The organism is Kaistella faecalis (assembly GCF_019195395.1).
In the GTDB taxonomy this organism is placed as follows: domain Bacteria; phylum Bacteroidota; class Bacteroidia; order Flavobacteriales; family Weeksellaceae; genus Kaistella; species Kaistella faecalis.
This window is the reverse complement of sequence record NZ_CP078067.1, coordinates 326984-342873: the sequence shown is the minus strand read 5'-3', so window position 1 is coordinate 342873 and position 15890 is coordinate 326984. Positions and strand designations below refer to the sequence as shown.

Sequence of the window (15890 nt, the reverse complement as noted above, 5' to 3'; positions counted from 1 at the left end):
ATTTTTACTTTATTTCTTTGTAGGATTGAAAGGGCTGATAATTTCTACTATTCTGGTCCAGAATTTTATCAGAGATCAGAACTCCAAAAAGATGATCGATTTCGTGCTGGATGATTACTGCAGTAAAACCTTCTACAATTTCTCTGTGTTTTTTGCCGTCTAAATCCTCATATTCAAACTGAATGACCTGGCTTCTGTAAAATTGGTCCCTGAAATCTGTAATCGAAAGATCACCTTCCGGCCCCAGATTTAAAACTTCTGACCGCCAGATAATTTTGGGATTCAGAAAATATTCCAAAGGTTTTGCCGCTTTATCAAAGCGCTGTACCCAAATAATATTCCTGTTAATGCCGACCTGCGGTGAAGCAATTCCTACGCCGCCATCTGTACCTAAAAGTGACAGTTTCATTCGGTTGACGAGAGTTTTTGTAAGTTTATTCCGTGGTTTTACATCTGACGATTTTGCCAGTAAAACATGGTGTTGCGTTGAATCAGCGGATTGGTAAATGGGGAGTGCAGAATTTAGCTCTCCGCTTTTAATCCGTGAAATTTCTTCGGGTGAAAATCGTTGTCCGTAGGAAAAAACAGTTGCCGTAAAAAATAAAAAGGAGAGGAACTTCATGCTTAAAAGGTTTTAAATCCTTTGTAAACCTGTGCGTATTCCTCCATCATTCCCGAAGACTGTAATCTGAAATGATCTAAATGTTCTGTTGATGAATGTTTGGAATGGTGTTCCTGTGTTTCCCAGATTTCCATAATAAAAAACACGCCTTTGTTTTCGTTGTCTTCTACCAGATCATATTGCAGACAACCTTCTTCCCTACGTGTTTCAAAGACTAGTTTTTTCAGCAGTTCGATGGCGTCCATCAGATAATTTTCTTTAAAGCGGAAAAGGGCTACGATGTACAGGTTTTTCACTTTTCTAATATTTTTTTGATGAACAAATGTAATTCTTAAACTTCAAAAACCATGAAAATACTTTTCCCCATTTTAATTTCGTTAAGTGAGATACACATTATAAAAAAATCAAAAATGTTGGCTAAAAATTCAGATTTCTTTAATCGGTAAAAAATTTTATCTTTGTAAAAATCCAAATCAAAAAATGGCAGAATATAAATTATTACTTCCTTCAATGGGAGAAGGCGTGATGGAAGCTACAGTGATCAGCTGGTTGTTTAATGAAGGTGACAGCGTAAAAGAGGATGATTCTGTTGTAGAAATTGCAACAGACAAGGTAGATTCAGATGTTCCTACACCAGTTTCAGGTAAAATTATTAAAATCCTGAAACAAAAAGATGAAGTCGCCAAAATTGGTGAAGCCATCGCTATTCTAGAAGTTGCAGGAGGAAGTGGAACGGTTGCAGAGCAGCCTCAGGAACCTAAAACTGCGGAAGAAGTTAAAACAGATATTCCACAACTTACAGAAGCAGAAGTACAGGAACTCGATAAAACGGTTTCTATGCCGTCCGCTCAGGTATTTTCCGGGGACAGATATTTATCACCTTTAGTAAAGAATATTGCGCAACAGGAAAACATTTCGGAAAACGAGTTGCAGTCGATTAAAGGAAGCGGTTTGGAAGGAAGGATTACAAAAGAAGATATTTTGGCTTTTGTCGCTAACCGCGGAAATCAACCCGCGCAGAAAATTGAAGCGGTTCAGGCTCCAGTTGCTGTATCAAGTCCGGTTGCTGCTCCAGTTTCAGCTCCGGTAAAGGTGGCGGAAGGTGATGAAATCATTCAGATGGACAGAGTGCGAAAAATCATTGCCGACGCAATGGTAAATTCAAAAAGAACTTCTCCGCATGTAACTTCTTTCATCGAAACTGATGTAACCAACGTAGTAAAATGGAGAACGAAACATAAGGATATTTTCGAGAAAAGAGAAGGTGAAAAACTTACCTATATGCCGATTTTCGTAAAAGCGATTGTAAAAGCAATTCAGGATTTCCCGCTGATCAACGTTTCTGTTGACGGAGATAAAATCATCAAAAAGAAAAACATCAATATCGGGATGGCAACCGCACTTCCGGACGGAAATTTAATTGTTCCTGTGATTAAAAACGCTGACCAGCTCTCACTTTCCGGACTTGCGAAGGCGATTAATGATCTGGCATACCGTGCAAGAAACAAAAAGCTGAGACCTGAAGATACACAGGGTGCAACTTATACAATATCGAATGTTGGAGGCTTCGGAAACCTGATGGGAACACCGATTATTCCGCAACCTCAGGTCGCTATCCTTGCTGTTGGAGCTATTGTGAAAAAACCTGCTGTTCTGGAAACTAAAGACGGCGATGTGATTGCGATCCGTAACCTTATGTTTATGTCACATTCTTACGATCACCGTGTAGTAGACGGATCTTTAGGCGGAATGTTCCTTAAGCATGTTCACGATTATCTACAGAACTGGGATCTGAATACCGAAATCTAATCAAAAGCTGGTATTTATAAAATTATAAACCTTCGGATTTCCGAAGGTTTTTTTATGAATTAAAAACAGTTATTTAACGGTAATATTTTTCTTTATAGTTTTATATATTTGTGTAATAATCAACGGATTGCGAGAAATTTTTAACTATGGAAGTCAATGTTTATACGCCGCATTTGGCACTTCAGCCCTTTGTACTTAATATCTCTACCGTAAAGGTTGTACTTCCTGAAGGTCTTCCCGAAGTTGTCTCGCCATATCCTCCTACGCCATTTCAGTCGATGCTTTTTTACTGCAATCATCCTGTTTCTATGAGTGGAGTAGATGAAGAAAACTTCAGAAGACAACCCTACTCAGTTCTGTTGGGACCGCAGTTCTCACGGGTTAATATTAAAGTACGTGGCCAGCTGCGCGCTATTCGGGTTGATTTCGTGCCCGGTGGAATGTACAGGATTTTCGGTATTCCAATGCATGAACTGTTTGATAATGGTTTTGATGCGCAGGATTTATTGGGTTCTGAACTCAATACTATTAATGAATGTCTTCAGAATATTAAGGAATTAGAGGAGGGTAAAAATATGGTAGAAAAATTTTTACTCAGCCGTCTGCAGCGGATAAAATCAACGTTGCCGTTTGATTCTGCAATGCAGGTTCTTCTTCATCTTCACGGTAAATTATCTGTTGAAGAAACGGCCTCACTTTCCTGTCTCAGTATCAAACAGTTTGAGAGAACGTGTAAAGAGAGAATTGGCATGAATCCTAAAATGTATGCGCGGATCCTAAAATTTTCAAAAGCTTACCGTCTCCGCGAAAATTTCCCTGAAATGAGTTGGACAGCAATTGGATACGAAGCCGGTTATTACGACCAAATGCACATGATTCGTGATTTCAAGGTTTTCGCTGGTGTAAATCCTTCTGTGATTACGAGGCAGCTTCTGGAAACTCCCATTAGAATGCAGAAAGATCTTCCCATCTAAAAATGTCGATTTTTTACTATGAATGCATGTACGCTCAAAGCTACCTTTGAGAAAAAAAATCATGGAAACAACACGCATCTATCCAACAGAAAAGTTACAGAAACCAGCTATTATCAGTGTGCTTTTATTCTTGTTTAGTTTCAGTTTAGCCCAAAACAAATCCAACAATATTTCGTCTGTTTCGGATCTGATTGAATTAAAAGGCTATACTCAGAATTATTATTACAGTTCAGGTCACGAAGATAGGGCGCTTAAACTTGCCAAACTTATGGAAGACGCGGGACGTTTTTATAAGGAAGAGCTCGGCTTCACGCCTGAAATAAAATTGTTTATACTTGCTCCCCAACATTGGAAATCATATGCCGCACTGCCGCTGCACGATGTTTACGGATTTCCACATAATATTGATAGGGTTAGGCTTGCGGTTGCTGCCGAAGACAATGATTTTTGGCGGAGTTTTCTCAAAAATCCCGATCAGCTTCCCAACGAAATGAAACGACGGGTAACTGCTGCGTACGGAACATCAGCAGGTGATTACAGCATGGAACCTTTCTTTGATTTGCTCGCGATACACGAAATGGGACATTCTTATACTTCCCAGGCGGGCCTTAAAACGCAGCGGCACTGGATGGAAGAACTATTTGTAAATATAATGCTGCACACTTACATTGCTGAAAAGAAAAAAAATCTTCTGCCCGCTTTGGAAACTTTTCCCGATATGGTTGTTAATGCAGGCAGTACTGCTTATAGATACACCAGTTTAGCAGATTTTGAGAAATTATATCAAACCATGGGAATGGGTCCTGAAAATTATGGCTGGTATCAGTCAATGCTGCATTCTCAGGCAAAAAATATCTATAACGCAGGAGGAAAAAATGTGATGAAAAAATTATGGAAAGCATTAAAGAACAATCAGAATGATATGACTGATGAGGAATTTGCTGCCATGCTGTCGAAAGAGGTTCACCCCTCCGTTGCAAAAGTTTATCTAAATTGGAACAGTGTGAAATAAAAGATTCAGTTCTTCTTACACATTATATAGTGCTCATTAATTCAATCTTGATTCCCTCTTCAGAAATTCATATTTTTGTCCTTAAAACTTAATAAAATGTTTCAGATCCGAAAGGCAGTTCCAAAAGATACACCCGTTATTTTTGATTTAATTAAAAAACTGGCTGTGTATGAGAGATTAGAAAATGATGTAATTACTTCGGTAGAGGAACTTCAGGAAAATATATTTTCAAAAAACTTTGCGAAAGTTTTAATAGCGGAAGAAGGTGGAAAACCTGTCGGTTTTGCCTTATATTTCTACAATTTCTCGACATTTGTTGGGAAGCCGGGGATTTATCTTGAAGATCTTTTTGTTGAGCCTGAATATCGTGGAAAAGGCTACGGAAAAGCTTTGCTTATAGCATTGGCTAAAATTGCGAAAGAAGAAGATTGTGGCAGGTTTGAATGGTCAGTGCTTGATTGGAATACTCCGTCCATTGAATTTTATAAGGCACTTGGCGCCAAACCGATGGATGAATGGACTGTTTTCCGGCTTGATGCAGCGGGAATAGCAAATTTGTCTGAGAAATGATATTGACTTTTTAAGTATTTGTTAAAGGCAATCCTTTATAAAAATAAAGCGGGCTAAAGCCCGCTCAAGTTGAATATTTTTTTAATAAATCTTTGCAATTTCATCACATAGCCACTCTAGCATTTCGCGGTCTTCTGTAGTAAACGGATCCAAAGTGTGCGAGTCAATATCGATCTGACCGATATTTTCACCATTTTTAATAATAGGAACAACGATTTCGGCTTTTGTGTCAATCGAACAACTTAGGTAGTTGTCCTGGTCATGAACATCGGGAACTACAAAAGTTTCGTTCGACACTGCCACCTGTCCACAAATACCTTTACCGAAAGGAATTACGGTGTGATCGGTTTCAGCACCAACATATGGTCCAAGAATCAGTTCTTCTTTATCACCATTTTTAAAATAAAATCCAGTCCAGTTGAAATAGGGAATTTCCTGGTCAAGGAGGTGACATATTTTCTGAAGTTTAGCCTCAATATTATGGTTTGGGCTTTCTAAAATTGAAGAAAGTCGTTTTTTTATTTCTGACATTTTTTTGTTTTTTAAGAGAACTCTTTTAGTTTTAATTCTTCCTTGTAGCCGAACATTCCGCGTTCCTTAATCATTTCGGCAACGCCTTCCGGAACCTGAATTTCCCAGCCCGATTCATGGTTTGCGATTTTATTGAGGATATCGCGCGAATAGATTTCCGAGTGATTCGGATTGTAATCTTTAATGTCAACAATCCGTTTATTGTGTTTGAAATATTTGAACAGCTCTTTGAGATTGTCGCTTACTTTTAAATTGTCGGCGGTTAGCATTTCGTGGGTTTCAGGATCTTTATACGGATAAAGATAAACAGTCATATCCTGTCTGAAAAACTTGCCGAAAGCTTCCAGGATTCCTCCGGAAAGACTCTTGTAGTAGTTTTCATCAAAGACATCGAGGAGATTGTTTACGCCCATTGCAACACCGATCTTTCCGTTGGTGTAGTTCGCGAAATAATCGATCAGACGGAAATATTCGGAAAAGTTTGATATAATTACGGTGTAACCTAACTTTGCCAAAACATCGACTCTGTCCAGAAAATCCCGTTCATCGATATCACCAGCCGCTCTAAGGTTAGAAATTGTAATTTCAAAAAGAACCACGGTTTCCTCGAAACTGCAGCACGAATCTTTCATGAACATTTCAAGTCCTTTTTCAAACATATCAATATTTACAAGGGTAACAGGCCGAAAACTTCCGCGTACCGCAAAAATATTTTTTTTGTAAAGAATGTCTGCAGGCAGCATGTTATTCCCTTCAGGATTAAAGATTACGGCATCGGTCATTCCGTTTTTCACCAACTGTAAACTCATCAGGCGGTTGTCTACATACGTAAATGCCGGACCGCTGAAATCGATCATATCAATTTCAACATTATCTGTAGAAATATCGTCGTATAAAGATTCTATGAGTTTTCGGGGATTATCGGAAAGATTGTAGGCGCCGTAGATTAAATTTACACCGAGACTGCCTAAGGTTTCCTGCTGCAGCGTCGCATCATTTTCGTTGAATTTAACATGAAAAACGATCTCGTTGTAATCCTCATTTTCGTCGAGTTGAAATCTCAGTCCAACCCATCCGTGACCTTTCAGCGTTTTATCGAAGTTAATAGTGGTTACTGTATTGGCATACGAAAAGAATTTTCTGCCCGGATTATTTGCCCTGTTCAAACGTTCTTCAATAAGCGCAACTTCATAACGAAGCATTTTGCGAAGACGGTTTTGGGTAACATACCTGTTTTTTGCTTCTTTACCGTAAATCGCATCACTGAAATCCTTGTCGTAGGCTGACATTGCTTTTGCAATAGTACGGGATGCACCGCCAGCTCTGAAAAAATGACGAACTGTTTCCTGACCTGCGCCAATTTCAGCGAAAGTTCCGTAAATATTGGTGTCCAGATTGATGGCTAAAGCTTTCTGTTTTGGTGTTAATTTCTGGTTGATCACAAGCAATTCTTAATTTTGCGTAAATTTACCAAAATAAACCCAACCTCAAAAGAATGAAGTTGAAATTTTTAGGAAGCGGAACCTCTCAGGGAGTTCCTGTGATTGGCTGCCACTGCGAAGTTTGCACTTCGCCGGATACAAAAAACAGGCGGTTCCGTTCATCGGCTCTTATCACTACTGATTCAGGAAAAAAAATCCTGATTGACTGCGGACCTGATTTCAGGATGCAAATGCTCGAAAATAACGAAGATCACATTGATGCTGTTCTGTTAACGCATGAGCATAATGACCACGTTATTGGCCTGGATGATATGCGGCCGCTGATCTTCCGGACTCGGAAAGATATCTTAATTTACTGTGCAAGTAGAGTAGGAGAAGAGATTAAGCTGAGATTTCCCTACGCTTTTTCTGAGGAAAGGTATCCTGGTGCTCCATCTTTTGAACTTCACGGTATTTCCGGTCCTTTTAATTTATTTGATGCAATGATCACTCCTGTGGAAGTAATGCACTACCGATTACCGATTTATGGTTTTAAATTTAAAAATCTCGCTTATATTACGGATGCAAGCGCGATTCCCGAGGTGGAAATAGATAAGTTAAAGAATCTCGATTTTTTGATTTTAAACTGCATCCGGAAAGAAGAACCGCATCCGGCGCATTTTATTTTGCCACAGGTTCTGGAACTTTTCAAAATTCTGCAACCTAAAAAAATGTTTCTTACTCACATTTCACATCATCTGGGGACGCATCAAGAGGTTGAGGATGAGCTTCCTGAGAATGTGCATCTTGCTTATGACAGTCTGGAAATTGATTTCTAACTGTTGTGATTCTGCGTCAAAAGGCTTTATATACCTGCAAATTCTGAAATTTTTTAAAGAAATAATTTTTCAGAATTAAAAAAAAATCTATATTTGCACACCCAATTACGAGCCCAGTTGGCGGAATTGGTAGACGCGCTAGACTCAAACTCTAGTACCGCAAGGTGTGCCGGTTCGATTCCGGCACTGGGTACAAACCTCTGAAATCATTGATTGTCAGAGGTTTTTTTTATATCTTTTTTTGAATATTCCTGCGTTTTTCTCATCATTTCTGTTCAATTTAATATAATTTTCTAATTATAAATTTAATTTTCTATGATTTCTGTCATTCTTATTTAAAAGCGTGTTTAAGGGTTGTTTAACAATATTTAACATTATATTGGGATTTATTATTTAATAATTAAGTATTATCAAATATACCTAGTGTATTGATAAATATCGAGACTTTTTTTTGTTTAAATAATATTAAAATTGCTTATTAAGATATATATCATATAATTATGTTGCTGAATATTAGTGAATTCGTAAATATTCGATATATCTTTGTATAACAAAATAAGAGAACAATTATTAAGAATATTAAAATTAGAAACAATGAAAAATTTAACCAACTTCAAAATTTTGCTTTTAGCATTCGGATTATTTTCCGGAATGGCCAGCGCCCAGGCAATCAGCAGTAAAACTGTAAAAACTACCGTTTCCGGAACTTCAACCATGCACGACTGGACGATGACTTCAACGTCAGGTACATTTACCGGTACTGTAGCTGGAAACGCAATCAACAACATACAGTATAACATGGGCGCCAAATCTTTGAAAAGCGGAAAAGGTGCAATGGACGGCAATGCACATAAAGCCCTGAAAGCTGACAAGTTCCCGAACATCACCTTTACAGCGACTTCAGTAAATATCGGTAAAGGAACCATTACAGGAAAATTAAAAGTAACAGATGTTACCAAAACAGTAAGCTTCCCGGTAACTGTTGCAAAAAGCGGAAACGCTTATACCATTACAGGTACAGAAAGCATTAAAATGAGCGAATTCGGTGTAACACCACCATCTTTTATGATGAATACAGTAAAAACCGGCGACCTTATCAAAATCACTGTAAATGTAAGTGCAAACTAAAAATCAAATAATACTAATATATTTAAAATTTTAAAAATATGAAAACTATGTTAATGAGAGCTTCAATGCTTGCAGTACTATTCTCCGGCGTAATGAGTGCCCAGGAAACCACAACTTCAATGAGAGATTATCTTGCTCCTGAAAAAGCTAACAGAAATGTCTTTGAAGATCCAAAAGGAGCTTCTCCGGAATTCGACGGTGTGAAAGTTACAGTAGGTGGAGATTTTGCTTTACAGTTTCAATCCCTTGATCACTCTACAGAAGCACCTTCATTAGGAGTAGTAACAGGAACCACAACTCCTAACTCTTTACAGGTTATGGGTAGCGATTTCAACCTTCCTACAGCGAATTTAGATGTGAACGCATACCTTGCAAAAGGGGTGAAAATGCACCTGAGAACTTATCTTTCTGCACGTCACCACAACGAAGCATGGGTAAAAGGTGGATATATTCAAATTGATGACCTTGATTTCATTAAAGAAGGTTTCGCTGCAAATATTATGAAACATGCCAGAGTTAAAGTAGGTATGGATGAGATTAACTACGGTGATTACCATTTCAGAAGAAGTGATAATGCGGAAACAATCAATAACCCGTTTGTAGGAAACTTTATCATGGATAATTTCTCTACAGAGGCTTTTGGTGAAGGTTATTTGTTCTACAACAACTTTATCGGTATGCTGGGTGTATCTAACGGTAAATTAAACCAGACTGCAGTAAAAGGAACTAACTGGAACTCTCCGTCAGTATATGCTAAATTAGGATACGACAAACAGATCAGCGAAGATCTAAGAGTTAGATTAACAGGATCTTTCATCCAGACTAACGGATTATCTACAGGTGGTTATCTTTACAATTCAGACCGTGCAGGTGGTAGATATTACTACGTTCTTTTAACTCAAAACGATTTAATGGGAACAAATAACTACGCAACTGGTAGATTTAACCCAGGATTCAAAAAAATGCAGGCTTTCCAGGTGAATCCATTCGTAAAATATCAAGGTCTTGAATTCTTCGGAGCTTACGAATACGTAACTGGTAACAAAGCAAGTGGTTTAACTGAAAGAGCTACAGATGGCGATTACACTCAACTTGCAGCAGAATTGCTTTACAGATTCGGTAACAAAGAACAGTTCTATTTAGGTGGAAGATATAACTCAATCAGCGGTCAGGACGACGACGTTTCTGCAGAAAGAAAAATCGACAGATTCAACATCGCAGGTGGTTGGTTTATGACCAAAAACATTCTTGCTAAAGTAGAATATGTTTCCCAGAAATACAACAACGATCCTGTTTGGGGTGCTACAAGCGCACTGAGAGGTGGTAAATTCAATGGGTTGATGTTTGAAGCAACCATAGGTTTCTAATTTTTAATATTTTTTTGAAAAAGGGGTTGTTACAATCCCTTTTTCTATCTTTAATCTTATGAAAAATACAATCGCCATACTGCTGCTCATTATCTCTCCGATAATGGTTTTTGCTCAAAAAAACGGAGTGGAAATTAACGGATGGACGAATGTAAACACATTCAAGTGCACCAATATCAATTTTAAAAATTCGCCAACAATTTATTCATTTACGGGTAATCAGCTGCCGAACCTGCAGTTACAGGTTGAAGATTTCGACTGTAAAAACAGAATTATGACTGCGGATTTCCGCAAAACCCTGAATTCTGAAAAGTATCCGGTTCTTACAATTAAATTTATCAGTTTTTCTAAAGTTGGAGCCAACAGGTTTTCAGCAGCAGTAGAAGTTAAAATGATGACAGTAAGTAAAAAGTACAGCATCGAATTCAGCGAATACAAAAACAGTTTGGTGGGCAATAAGAGATTGAAGTTTTCAGACTTTAACATCGTACCCCCTAAAAAAATGGGCGGTATGGTATATGTGAAAGATGAACTTGATCTGTTTTTCAGTCTTGCGATTAAAGATTAAGTAATTATTACAGTATTTTATATTTTCATAAATAATGTTTAATGTTAAACTCCCTTCGTAGGGAGTTTTTTTATTCATAATGCTGAAAAATTCCCCGGTCGCTTGGAGTCCAGAGTGCGGCTTTCTGTCCCGCTGCTTTAAGGCCGTTATTTGCCCACGTATTGCAGGTATCCAGAAAACTGTAGCTTCCTTTGGCGTCATAAAAAGCGTCATTTTTTCCGTATACGGCGTCGGTTTTTATCAGAATAGGTTTACCGTTTTGGTCGCGGTCGAATTTGTCTCTTATAAAATAAATCAAAGCACGATACTGTTCGCGGGTAAGGGTTAATTTTTTGCAGTCCTCGTCCTCAGCCATATTTTCGTAGAAGGTGCAGTGCATCGCCGATTCGCTCATCCAGAAAGCTGCTTTTACCGCTGTGGAAGGTTTTAGTTCAGCCCATGTTGGTGTATCCAGATAAAAACCTTTATCACCCCAACCGATAGATAAATATTTGAAGTCGGTTTTTTTTGAAAGTGTATTTTCAAAGAGGATTTCTTTGCTCCAGTCAATTTCTTCTGATTTCACGGGCACAACCAAATCAGTATGAACTCCGTTGGTCAGAATATAAATATCAATATACTTCGTTTGCGTTACGGTTTTTTCTGGAACTTTAATATAAGGAATAAGGAATCCACAAAGTAAATAAAAGGCGACAATGCCCAGGATGATCCCAATCGTTTTGAAGATCACAAGAAAAAATCTCTTCATTTTTCAAATGTAAATAAAATTAATAATAAAGTTTTTTTAAAACCTATTTGGAATATTAAAATTATTTCTAAATTTATTAGCGTAAATAATATCATTTATGCTGAAAAAATGTAAAACTCAAAAGAAATTAAAAGTCCGTGTAAAAGTGGCTCCGAAAAGGACTCAGAAAAGACGCTGATCTTTATTCTTTAAAAATCAAAAAGATCCTGAGATAGTTGGGATTATTTATTCAAATACTTTGGGAGATCTTCATTTTCCATAAAGGTCTACTCACCCAAAAAATCGATATTCCGTTTCAGTCCTGCAAACTTGGTTCTTTTAACCGGCGATTTCCTGAAGATTTCTGAAAATAATTCCTGTGTAAGCTCTTTCCATTCCTGTTTTCTGTAATTCAGGAGGAACTGATTAGGTTTGAATTTTTCCTGATGATGAGGTACGGAAAACCGGTTCCATGGGCACACATCCTGGCAGATATCGCAGCCAAACATCCAGTCTTCAAGTTTCTCGTTAAAACTTTCCGGGATATCATTTTTCAGCTCGATCGTGGCATAAGAAATACATTTGCTTCCATCGATGATCTTATCGGAAACAATTGCGTCGGTCGGGCAGGCTTCTATACATTTCGTACAGGTGCCACAGTGATCTGTGGTTGGTGAATCTTCGGAAAGTTCCAGATCGCAGATGATTTCAGCCAGAAAATAAAAGGAGCCGCTTTGCTTGGTGATGAGATTTGCGTTTTTACCAACCCATCCGATGCCCGATTTTCTTGCCCAGCTTCGTTCAAGAATTGGCGCTGAATCAGTGAAAACCCTGCAGTGAAAATCGCCGATTTCTTCTTTCAGTTCCGCTACCAATTCCTGCATAATACCTTTAATGATTTCATGGTAATCTTCGCCGTAAGCGTATTTCGAGATTTTAAAATTATCTATCGCTGATAGTTTCTCGTCTGGATAATAATTATACGAAAGCGAAATAACCGATTTAGAGCCCTCCACAAGTAGAGTAGGATTCAGTCTTTTGTCGAAATGGTTTTCCATATAAGACATTTCGCCATGGTAATTTTTCTGCAGCCACACTTCGAGCGGTTTGGCATCATCTTCCAGAAAACCGGCCTTCGAAATACCACAACTCTGAAATCCAAATTTCTGGGCCTTCGCTTTAATTAAGGTGGAATAATTTTCTGGTAAAGTGCTCATTTTATTAGTGCAAAACTAACATTATTTCATAAATTTGCTATAGTCTGAAGAGGGAAAGTAAGTATTCCCGAAAAAATAATCCAAAATATAAAGTTATGTCATTAGTAGAAGTTTTACAGAGCAAGAATTACCATTTGATCGATGTGCGCGAACCCATGGAATTAGAGATGGATGGCCACATTGAGGAAGCACAGAATATTCCCTTAGGTGAACTTGAAGTACGCAAGCAGGAAATTTTGAATTTAAGCGGAACCAAGATTTTCTTCTGCCGAAGCGGAAACCGAAGCGGTAAAGCTGTTGATTACTTTAAATCCGAAGGAATGACTGATGTTTACAACGGAGGTGGTTATAATGATATGAAAGCGACTTTGGAAAGTCTTTAATCTTTCAAAACAAACTCGATGGTGAGCTGTATTGTAAAAATATGGCTCATTTTTTTTGTAAAAAATCCAAGAATGTAAAAATGTCATCTAAAATGGCTTTCAAAATATAAATGTATGTTTAATTTTTTAGCGCTTATAATTGGTTGATTTTCACAATAATACCTGAGATTATACAGGCTGGATCACTACTGTCAACCGGTTTTGGCACGATTTTGACAAGTAGATTCCATGTAAAATTAAAATTTAAAATTATGAAATCAATGAAGAAAACAATCCTTGCATTAGGATTAATGACAGCAGGTTTAGTGAGTGCACAAAGTGCAGATATGAGAAACATGCTTAAAGTTGGAGTTAATGGCGGTATTGCTGTTCCTGCTGAAAATGCCGGTGGAACTTTAGGTTTAGATTTATCTTATCAAAATTTGGTAACTCCGGGATTTGGTTTAGGTATTGCGACGGGATACAGCCATTTTTTTGGTAAGGAAAACGGAGCAATCGATAATAATGATTTCGGTGTAGTACCTGTAGCAGCTTTAATCAGAGTGTATCCAAAACAGACAGGTTTTTACCTGGGAACTGATCTAGGTTACGGTTTCATAGTAGGTGATGACAAAGTTGCCGCAAACAGTACAGTTGACAGACCAGACGGTGGTTTCTACATTAAGCCGGAAATCGGGTACCACAACAGAGACTGGAACTTCGCTCTTCAATACCAAAAAACCTTTACAGGTGACAAAGGAGAAATTGGTGATCAAAAATATAACGCCGGTGCAATCGGTGTAGGTGTTGGTTATAATATTCCTTTGGGTAAATAATAAACTGACTCAATTCTGAGGATAAAACCTTCTTAAATTTTCTTTTAAGAAGGTTTTTTTTCAGGTTTTCTAAAAACAATTATTATCTTTGGTTGATACATTAAAAAGATGGACTCTAAAAATAAATTCAAATTATATTTGCCCGCTTTGCATGCTGACGGAAACGGAGGTATTTCCTTAATTGCAGCTGATATCCGCCGGGAAATGACGTATTTTGCCTTATACAATACTGAGCATAATAAGGTCAATATCCAGAAAGAAGCAACTTATACAACCAAAGATTTTGCCTCTTTTTCCGACATGGCAAACCGATTCATTGCGGATCATTCTCTTTCCAGTATAGCAAAAATCGCTGTAGCTGTTCCGGGACCTGTGATCGCAGGGAAAAGTGAGCCGCAAAGGCTTCCCTGGAAACTGGATGCTGAGGAAATTAAAAGACAAACTAATGTCAATAAAGTTTATCTCATCAATGATTTAGAAGCATCTGCTTATGGCTTGGGAAATGATGATGAAAGCTGTTTCCTTACCATTCATAACTCAGATGATTTCGTTCCAGGGAATGTTGCCGTTTTGGCACCTGGGGCAGGCTTAGGAGAGGCAGGATTGTTTTGGGATGGGGAGTGTCTCAGACCATTCGCAACCGAAGGTGGGCATTGCGAATTCTCGCCGCGTACAAGTGATGAAGTAGAATTTTACCAGTTTCTGCAAAAAATTTATGGAATCGTAACGTGGGAGTCAGTACTTTCAACCTCAGGACTGTTCAATATCTACAGATTTTTAAGAGATGTAAAACAGCAGAAACAGCCGGAATGGCTTACTAAAGAAATCGAAGCCGGTAACTTTACCGAAGCCATCATCAACGGAGCCCTTGAAAAGCGCGACAGAATCTGCAACATGACCATTGATACCTTTATCATTTTTCTTGCACGCGAGGCAAACAGTTTGGTTCTGAAACTGAAAGCTACGGGTGGATTATTCTTAACGGGAGATATTCCGGTGATGCTTCAGAAATTCCTTAATAACGATAAATTTTACAAGAACTTTATCGTAAGTGATAAAATGGAAGTTGTACTAAAAGATATCCCGATCTACCTCGTAAAAGATCAGAAAACTATTATTAATGGTGCTGCACTTTACGCCGCATTTTACGAAGAATAAAAAAGTAATTCTATACTGAACTCCGGTTAGCGCCGGAGTTTTTTGTACTTATTATACTTGAAAGGTGACTATTTACTTTATAAATTGCTTAAAAAGTATTTTTTTTATATAAATATTTGGGTTTTTTGAAATTCAAAGTTTAGTTTTGCCACGATTAAAAATATTACAATGAAGAAATTAGCATTATTTGCAGTTTTAGCCGGAGGTTTAGCTTTCGGGCAGTCGAAAAAAGTGGTAGCATCAGATGTTCACTGGTGGGGTTACAAAATAGCAAAAACTCAGGCATCATCTCATGATGGAACCGTAGATGTAAAATCCGGAAATCTGATGATGAAAGGAAACAATGTGGTAGGCGGAACTTTTGTTTTGGATATGACTACGATTAACGCCACTGATCTATCCGGAGAATCACAGACGAAATTAAACAATCACCTGAAAAACGGAGATTTCTTCGAAGTTGATAAATTTCCTACAGCTACCTATACCATCACTTCTCTAAAGAAAAACAACGACAAAATATTTAATTATATCGTAAACGGAAATCTTACCGTAAAAGGAAAGACGAATGCAGTTTCCTTCCCGGCCAAAATTTTGCACAGTAAAGGGGTTGTAAGCTTGGTATCGGACAAGTTTTCTTTCGACAGACAGAAATTTGATGTTGCGTACAAAGCAGCAATGAAAGACGTTCTGGTAAAAGATGATATCGATATGCTTGTAAAAGTAACAGCAAAATAAGTAGCAAAAATATT

At 37.9% G+C, this 15890-nt stretch carries 18 protein-coding genes and 1 tRNA gene; 13 read left to right on the top strand and 6 right to left on the bottom strand.

The features are described 5' to 3' along the window. Positions 1-4 precede the first annotated feature (4 nt). Both KTV93_RS01655 and KTV93_RS01650 read right to left on the bottom strand, forming a co-directional pair. A complete protein-coding gene (locus KTV93_RS01655) occupies positions 5-622 on the bottom strand; it encodes a peptide deformylase (protein ID WP_218249597.1) in 618 nt (205 codons plus the stop codon). Positions 623-624: 2 nt separating this feature from the next. Next, positions 625-918, bottom strand: a complete 294-nt coding sequence (locus tag KTV93_RS01650) for a putative quinol monooxygenase (protein ID WP_218249596.1) — start codon at positions 916-918, stop codon at positions 625-627. A gap of 184 nt (positions 919-1102) precedes the next feature. Here KTV93_RS01650 and KTV93_RS01645 point away from each other — a divergent pair, with 184 nt between their 5' ends. The 4 genes from KTV93_RS01645 to KTV93_RS01630 all read left to right on the top strand — a co-directional run bounded on the left by KTV93_RS01645 (position 1103) and on the right by KTV93_RS01630 (position 4987). Continuing rightward, complete coding sequence (locus KTV93_RS01645; protein WP_218249595.1) at positions 1103-2431, top strand: dihydrolipoamide acetyltransferase family protein; 1329 nt, start codon at positions 1103-1105, stop codon at positions 2429-2431. Positions 2432-2577: 146 nt separating this feature from the next. Then, complete coding sequence (locus KTV93_RS01640; protein ID WP_218249594.1) at positions 2578-3405, top strand: helix-turn-helix domain-containing protein; 828 nt, start codon at positions 2578-2580, stop codon at positions 3403-3405. A gap of 61 nt (positions 3406-3466) precedes the next feature. Continuing rightward, the gene (locus KTV93_RS01635) at positions 3467-4417 is read left to right on the top strand and encodes a hypothetical protein (RefSeq protein WP_218249593.1); all 951 of its coding nucleotides are present in this window, start codon (positions 3467-3469) and stop codon (positions 4415-4417) included. A gap of 96 nt (positions 4418-4513) precedes the next feature. Beyond that, positions 4514-4987 carry a GNAT family N-acetyltransferase gene (locus tag KTV93_RS01630; protein WP_218249592.1) on the top strand — a complete coding sequence of 158 codons (474 nt, stop codon included), beginning with the start codon at positions 4514-4516 and terminating at the stop codon, positions 4985-4987. 81 nt (positions 4988-5068) lie between these two features. On the opposite strand, the gene KTV93_RS01625 is transcribed toward KTV93_RS01630, so the two are convergent. Together KTV93_RS01625 and KTV93_RS01620 are read right to left on the bottom strand one after the other, a co-directional pair. Beyond that, entirely contained in the window at positions 5069-5518 is a 450-nt protein-coding gene (locus tag KTV93_RS01625) for a GAF domain-containing protein (RefSeq protein WP_218249591.1), read from the bottom strand. 11 nt (positions 5519-5529) lie between these two features. Continuing rightward, complete coding sequence (locus KTV93_RS01620) at positions 5530-6957, bottom strand: TonB-dependent receptor (protein ID WP_425256096.1); 1428 nt, start codon at positions 6955-6957, stop codon at positions 5530-5532. A gap of 56 nt (positions 6958-7013) precedes the next feature. On the opposite strand from KTV93_RS01620, the gene KTV93_RS01615 reads away from it, so the two are divergent. The 5 genes from KTV93_RS01615 (at position 7014) to KTV93_RS01595 (ending at position 10841) form a co-directional block, all read left to right on the top strand. Continuing rightward, positions 7014-7778, top strand: a complete 765-nt coding sequence (locus KTV93_RS01615; protein WP_218249589.1) for an MBL fold metallo-hydrolase — start codon at positions 7014-7016, stop codon at positions 7776-7778. Between the two features lie 111 nt (positions 7779-7889). Continuing rightward, positions 7890-7971: transfer RNA gene (locus KTV93_RS01610), tRNA-Leu, on the top strand. A 401-nt stretch (positions 7972-8372) separates the two neighbouring features. Next, positions 8373-8906, top strand: coding sequence for a YceI family protein (locus tag KTV93_RS01605; RefSeq protein ID WP_218249588.1), 534 nt, complete (start codon positions 8373-8375; stop codon positions 8904-8906). A gap of 38 nt (positions 8907-8944) precedes the next feature. Beyond that, positions 8945-10273 carry a hypothetical protein gene (locus tag KTV93_RS01600; RefSeq protein WP_218249587.1) on the top strand — a complete coding sequence of 443 codons (1329 nt, stop codon included), beginning with the start codon at positions 8945-8947 and terminating at the stop codon, positions 10271-10273. 58 nt (positions 10274-10331) lie between these two features. Further along, positions 10332-10841, top strand: coding sequence for a YceI family protein (locus KTV93_RS01595; protein ID WP_218249586.1), 510 nt, complete (start codon positions 10332-10334; stop codon positions 10839-10841). A gap of 70 nt (positions 10842-10911) precedes the next feature. Here KTV93_RS01595 and KTV93_RS01590 read toward each other — a convergent pair whose 3' ends face one another. Together KTV93_RS01590 and queG are read right to left on the bottom strand one after the other, a co-directional pair. After that, a complete protein-coding gene (locus KTV93_RS01590) occupies positions 10912-11589 on the bottom strand; it encodes a TIGR02117 family protein (protein WP_218249585.1) in 678 nt (225 codons plus the stop codon). A 266-nt stretch (positions 11590-11855) separates the two neighbouring features. Further along, positions 11856-12785 carry a tRNA epoxyqueuosine(34) reductase QueG gene (queG, locus tag KTV93_RS01585; RefSeq protein ID WP_218249584.1) on the bottom strand — a complete coding sequence of 310 codons (930 nt, stop codon included), beginning with the start codon at positions 12783-12785 and terminating at the stop codon, positions 11856-11858. Positions 12786-12880: 95 nt separating this feature from the next. On the opposite strand from queG, the gene KTV93_RS01580 reads away from it, so the two are divergent. From KTV93_RS01580 to KTV93_RS01565, 4 genes are all read left to right on the top strand, one after another. Continuing rightward, on the top strand, positions 12881-13168 hold the full coding sequence (locus KTV93_RS01580) for a rhodanese-like domain-containing protein (RefSeq protein ID WP_218249583.1): 288 nt from the start codon (positions 12881-12883) through the stop codon (positions 13166-13168). A 251-nt stretch (positions 13169-13419) separates the two neighbouring features. Beyond that, entirely contained in the window at positions 13420-13983 is a 564-nt protein-coding gene (locus tag KTV93_RS01575; RefSeq protein WP_218249582.1) for a hypothetical protein, read from the top strand. Between the two features lie 108 nt (positions 13984-14091). Further along, a complete protein-coding gene (locus KTV93_RS01570) occupies positions 14092-15141 on the top strand; it encodes a glucokinase (RefSeq protein ID WP_218249581.1) in 1050 nt (349 codons plus the stop codon). A 168-nt stretch (positions 15142-15309) separates the two neighbouring features. Further along, the gene (locus KTV93_RS01565; protein WP_218249580.1) at positions 15310-15876 is read left to right on the top strand and encodes a YceI family protein; all 567 of its coding nucleotides are present in this window, start codon (positions 15310-15312) and stop codon (positions 15874-15876) included. The last annotated feature ends 14 nt before the right edge of the window (positions 15877-15890 follow it).

What these genes read in the sequence shown, in the direction of transcription:
- KTV93_RS01575 (WP_218249582.1), top strand. Translation starts at nt 13,420, where the DNA reads ATGAAATCAATGAAGAAAACAATCCTTGCATTAGGATTAATGACAGCA.
- KTV93_RS01580 (WP_218249583.1), top strand. Translation starts at nt 12,881, where the DNA reads ATGTCATTAGTAGAAGTTTTACAGAGCAAGAATTACCATTTGATCGAT.
- KTV93_RS01605 (WP_218249588.1), top strand. Translation starts at nt 8,373, where the DNA reads ATGAAAAATTTAACCAACTTCAAAATTTTGCTTTTAGCATTCGGATTA.
- KTV93_RS01655 (WP_218249597.1), bottom strand. Translation starts at nt 622, where the DNA reads ATGAAGTTCCTCTCCTTTTTATTTTTTACGGCAACTGTTTTTTCCTAC.
- KTV93_RS01570 (WP_218249581.1), top strand. Translation starts at nt 14,092, where the DNA reads ATGGACTCTAAAAATAAATTCAAATTATATTTGCCCGCTTTGCATGCT.
- KTV93_RS01640 (WP_218249594.1), top strand. Translation starts at nt 2,578, where the DNA reads ATGGAAGTCAATGTTTATACGCCGCATTTGGCACTTCAGCCCTTTGTA.
- KTV93_RS01630 (WP_218249592.1), top strand. Translation starts at nt 4,514, where the DNA reads ATGTTTCAGATCCGAAAGGCAGTTCCAAAAGATACACCCGTTATTTTT.
- KTV93_RS01595 (WP_218249586.1), top strand. Translation starts at nt 10,332, where the DNA reads ATGAAAAATACAATCGCCATACTGCTGCTCATTATCTCTCCGATAATG.
- KTV93_RS01615 (WP_218249589.1), top strand. Translation starts at nt 7,014, where the DNA reads ATGAAGTTGAAATTTTTAGGAAGCGGAACCTCTCAGGGAGTTCCTGTG.
- KTV93_RS01600 (WP_218249587.1), top strand. Translation starts at nt 8,945, where the DNA reads ATGAAAACTATGTTAATGAGAGCTTCAATGCTTGCAGTACTATTCTCC.
- KTV93_RS01590 (WP_218249585.1), bottom strand. Translation starts at nt 11,589, where the DNA reads ATGAAGAGATTTTTTCTTGTGATCTTCAAAACGATTGGGATCATCCTG.
- KTV93_RS01565 (WP_218249580.1), top strand. Translation starts at nt 15,310, where the DNA reads ATGAAGAAATTAGCATTATTTGCAGTTTTAGCCGGAGGTTTAGCTTTC.
- KTV93_RS01645 (WP_218249595.1), top strand. Translation starts at nt 1,103, where the DNA reads ATGGCAGAATATAAATTATTACTTCCTTCAATGGGAGAAGGCGTGATG.
- queG (WP_218249584.1), bottom strand. Translation starts at nt 12,785, where the DNA reads ATGAGCACTTTACCAGAAAATTATTCCACCTTAATTAAAGCGAAGGCC.
- KTV93_RS01635 (WP_218249593.1), top strand. Translation starts at nt 3,467, where the DNA reads ATGGAAACAACACGCATCTATCCAACAGAAAAGTTACAGAAACCAGCT.
- KTV93_RS01625 (WP_218249591.1), bottom strand. Translation starts at nt 5,518, where the DNA reads ATGTCAGAAATAAAAAAACGACTTTCTTCAATTTTAGAAAGCCCAAAC.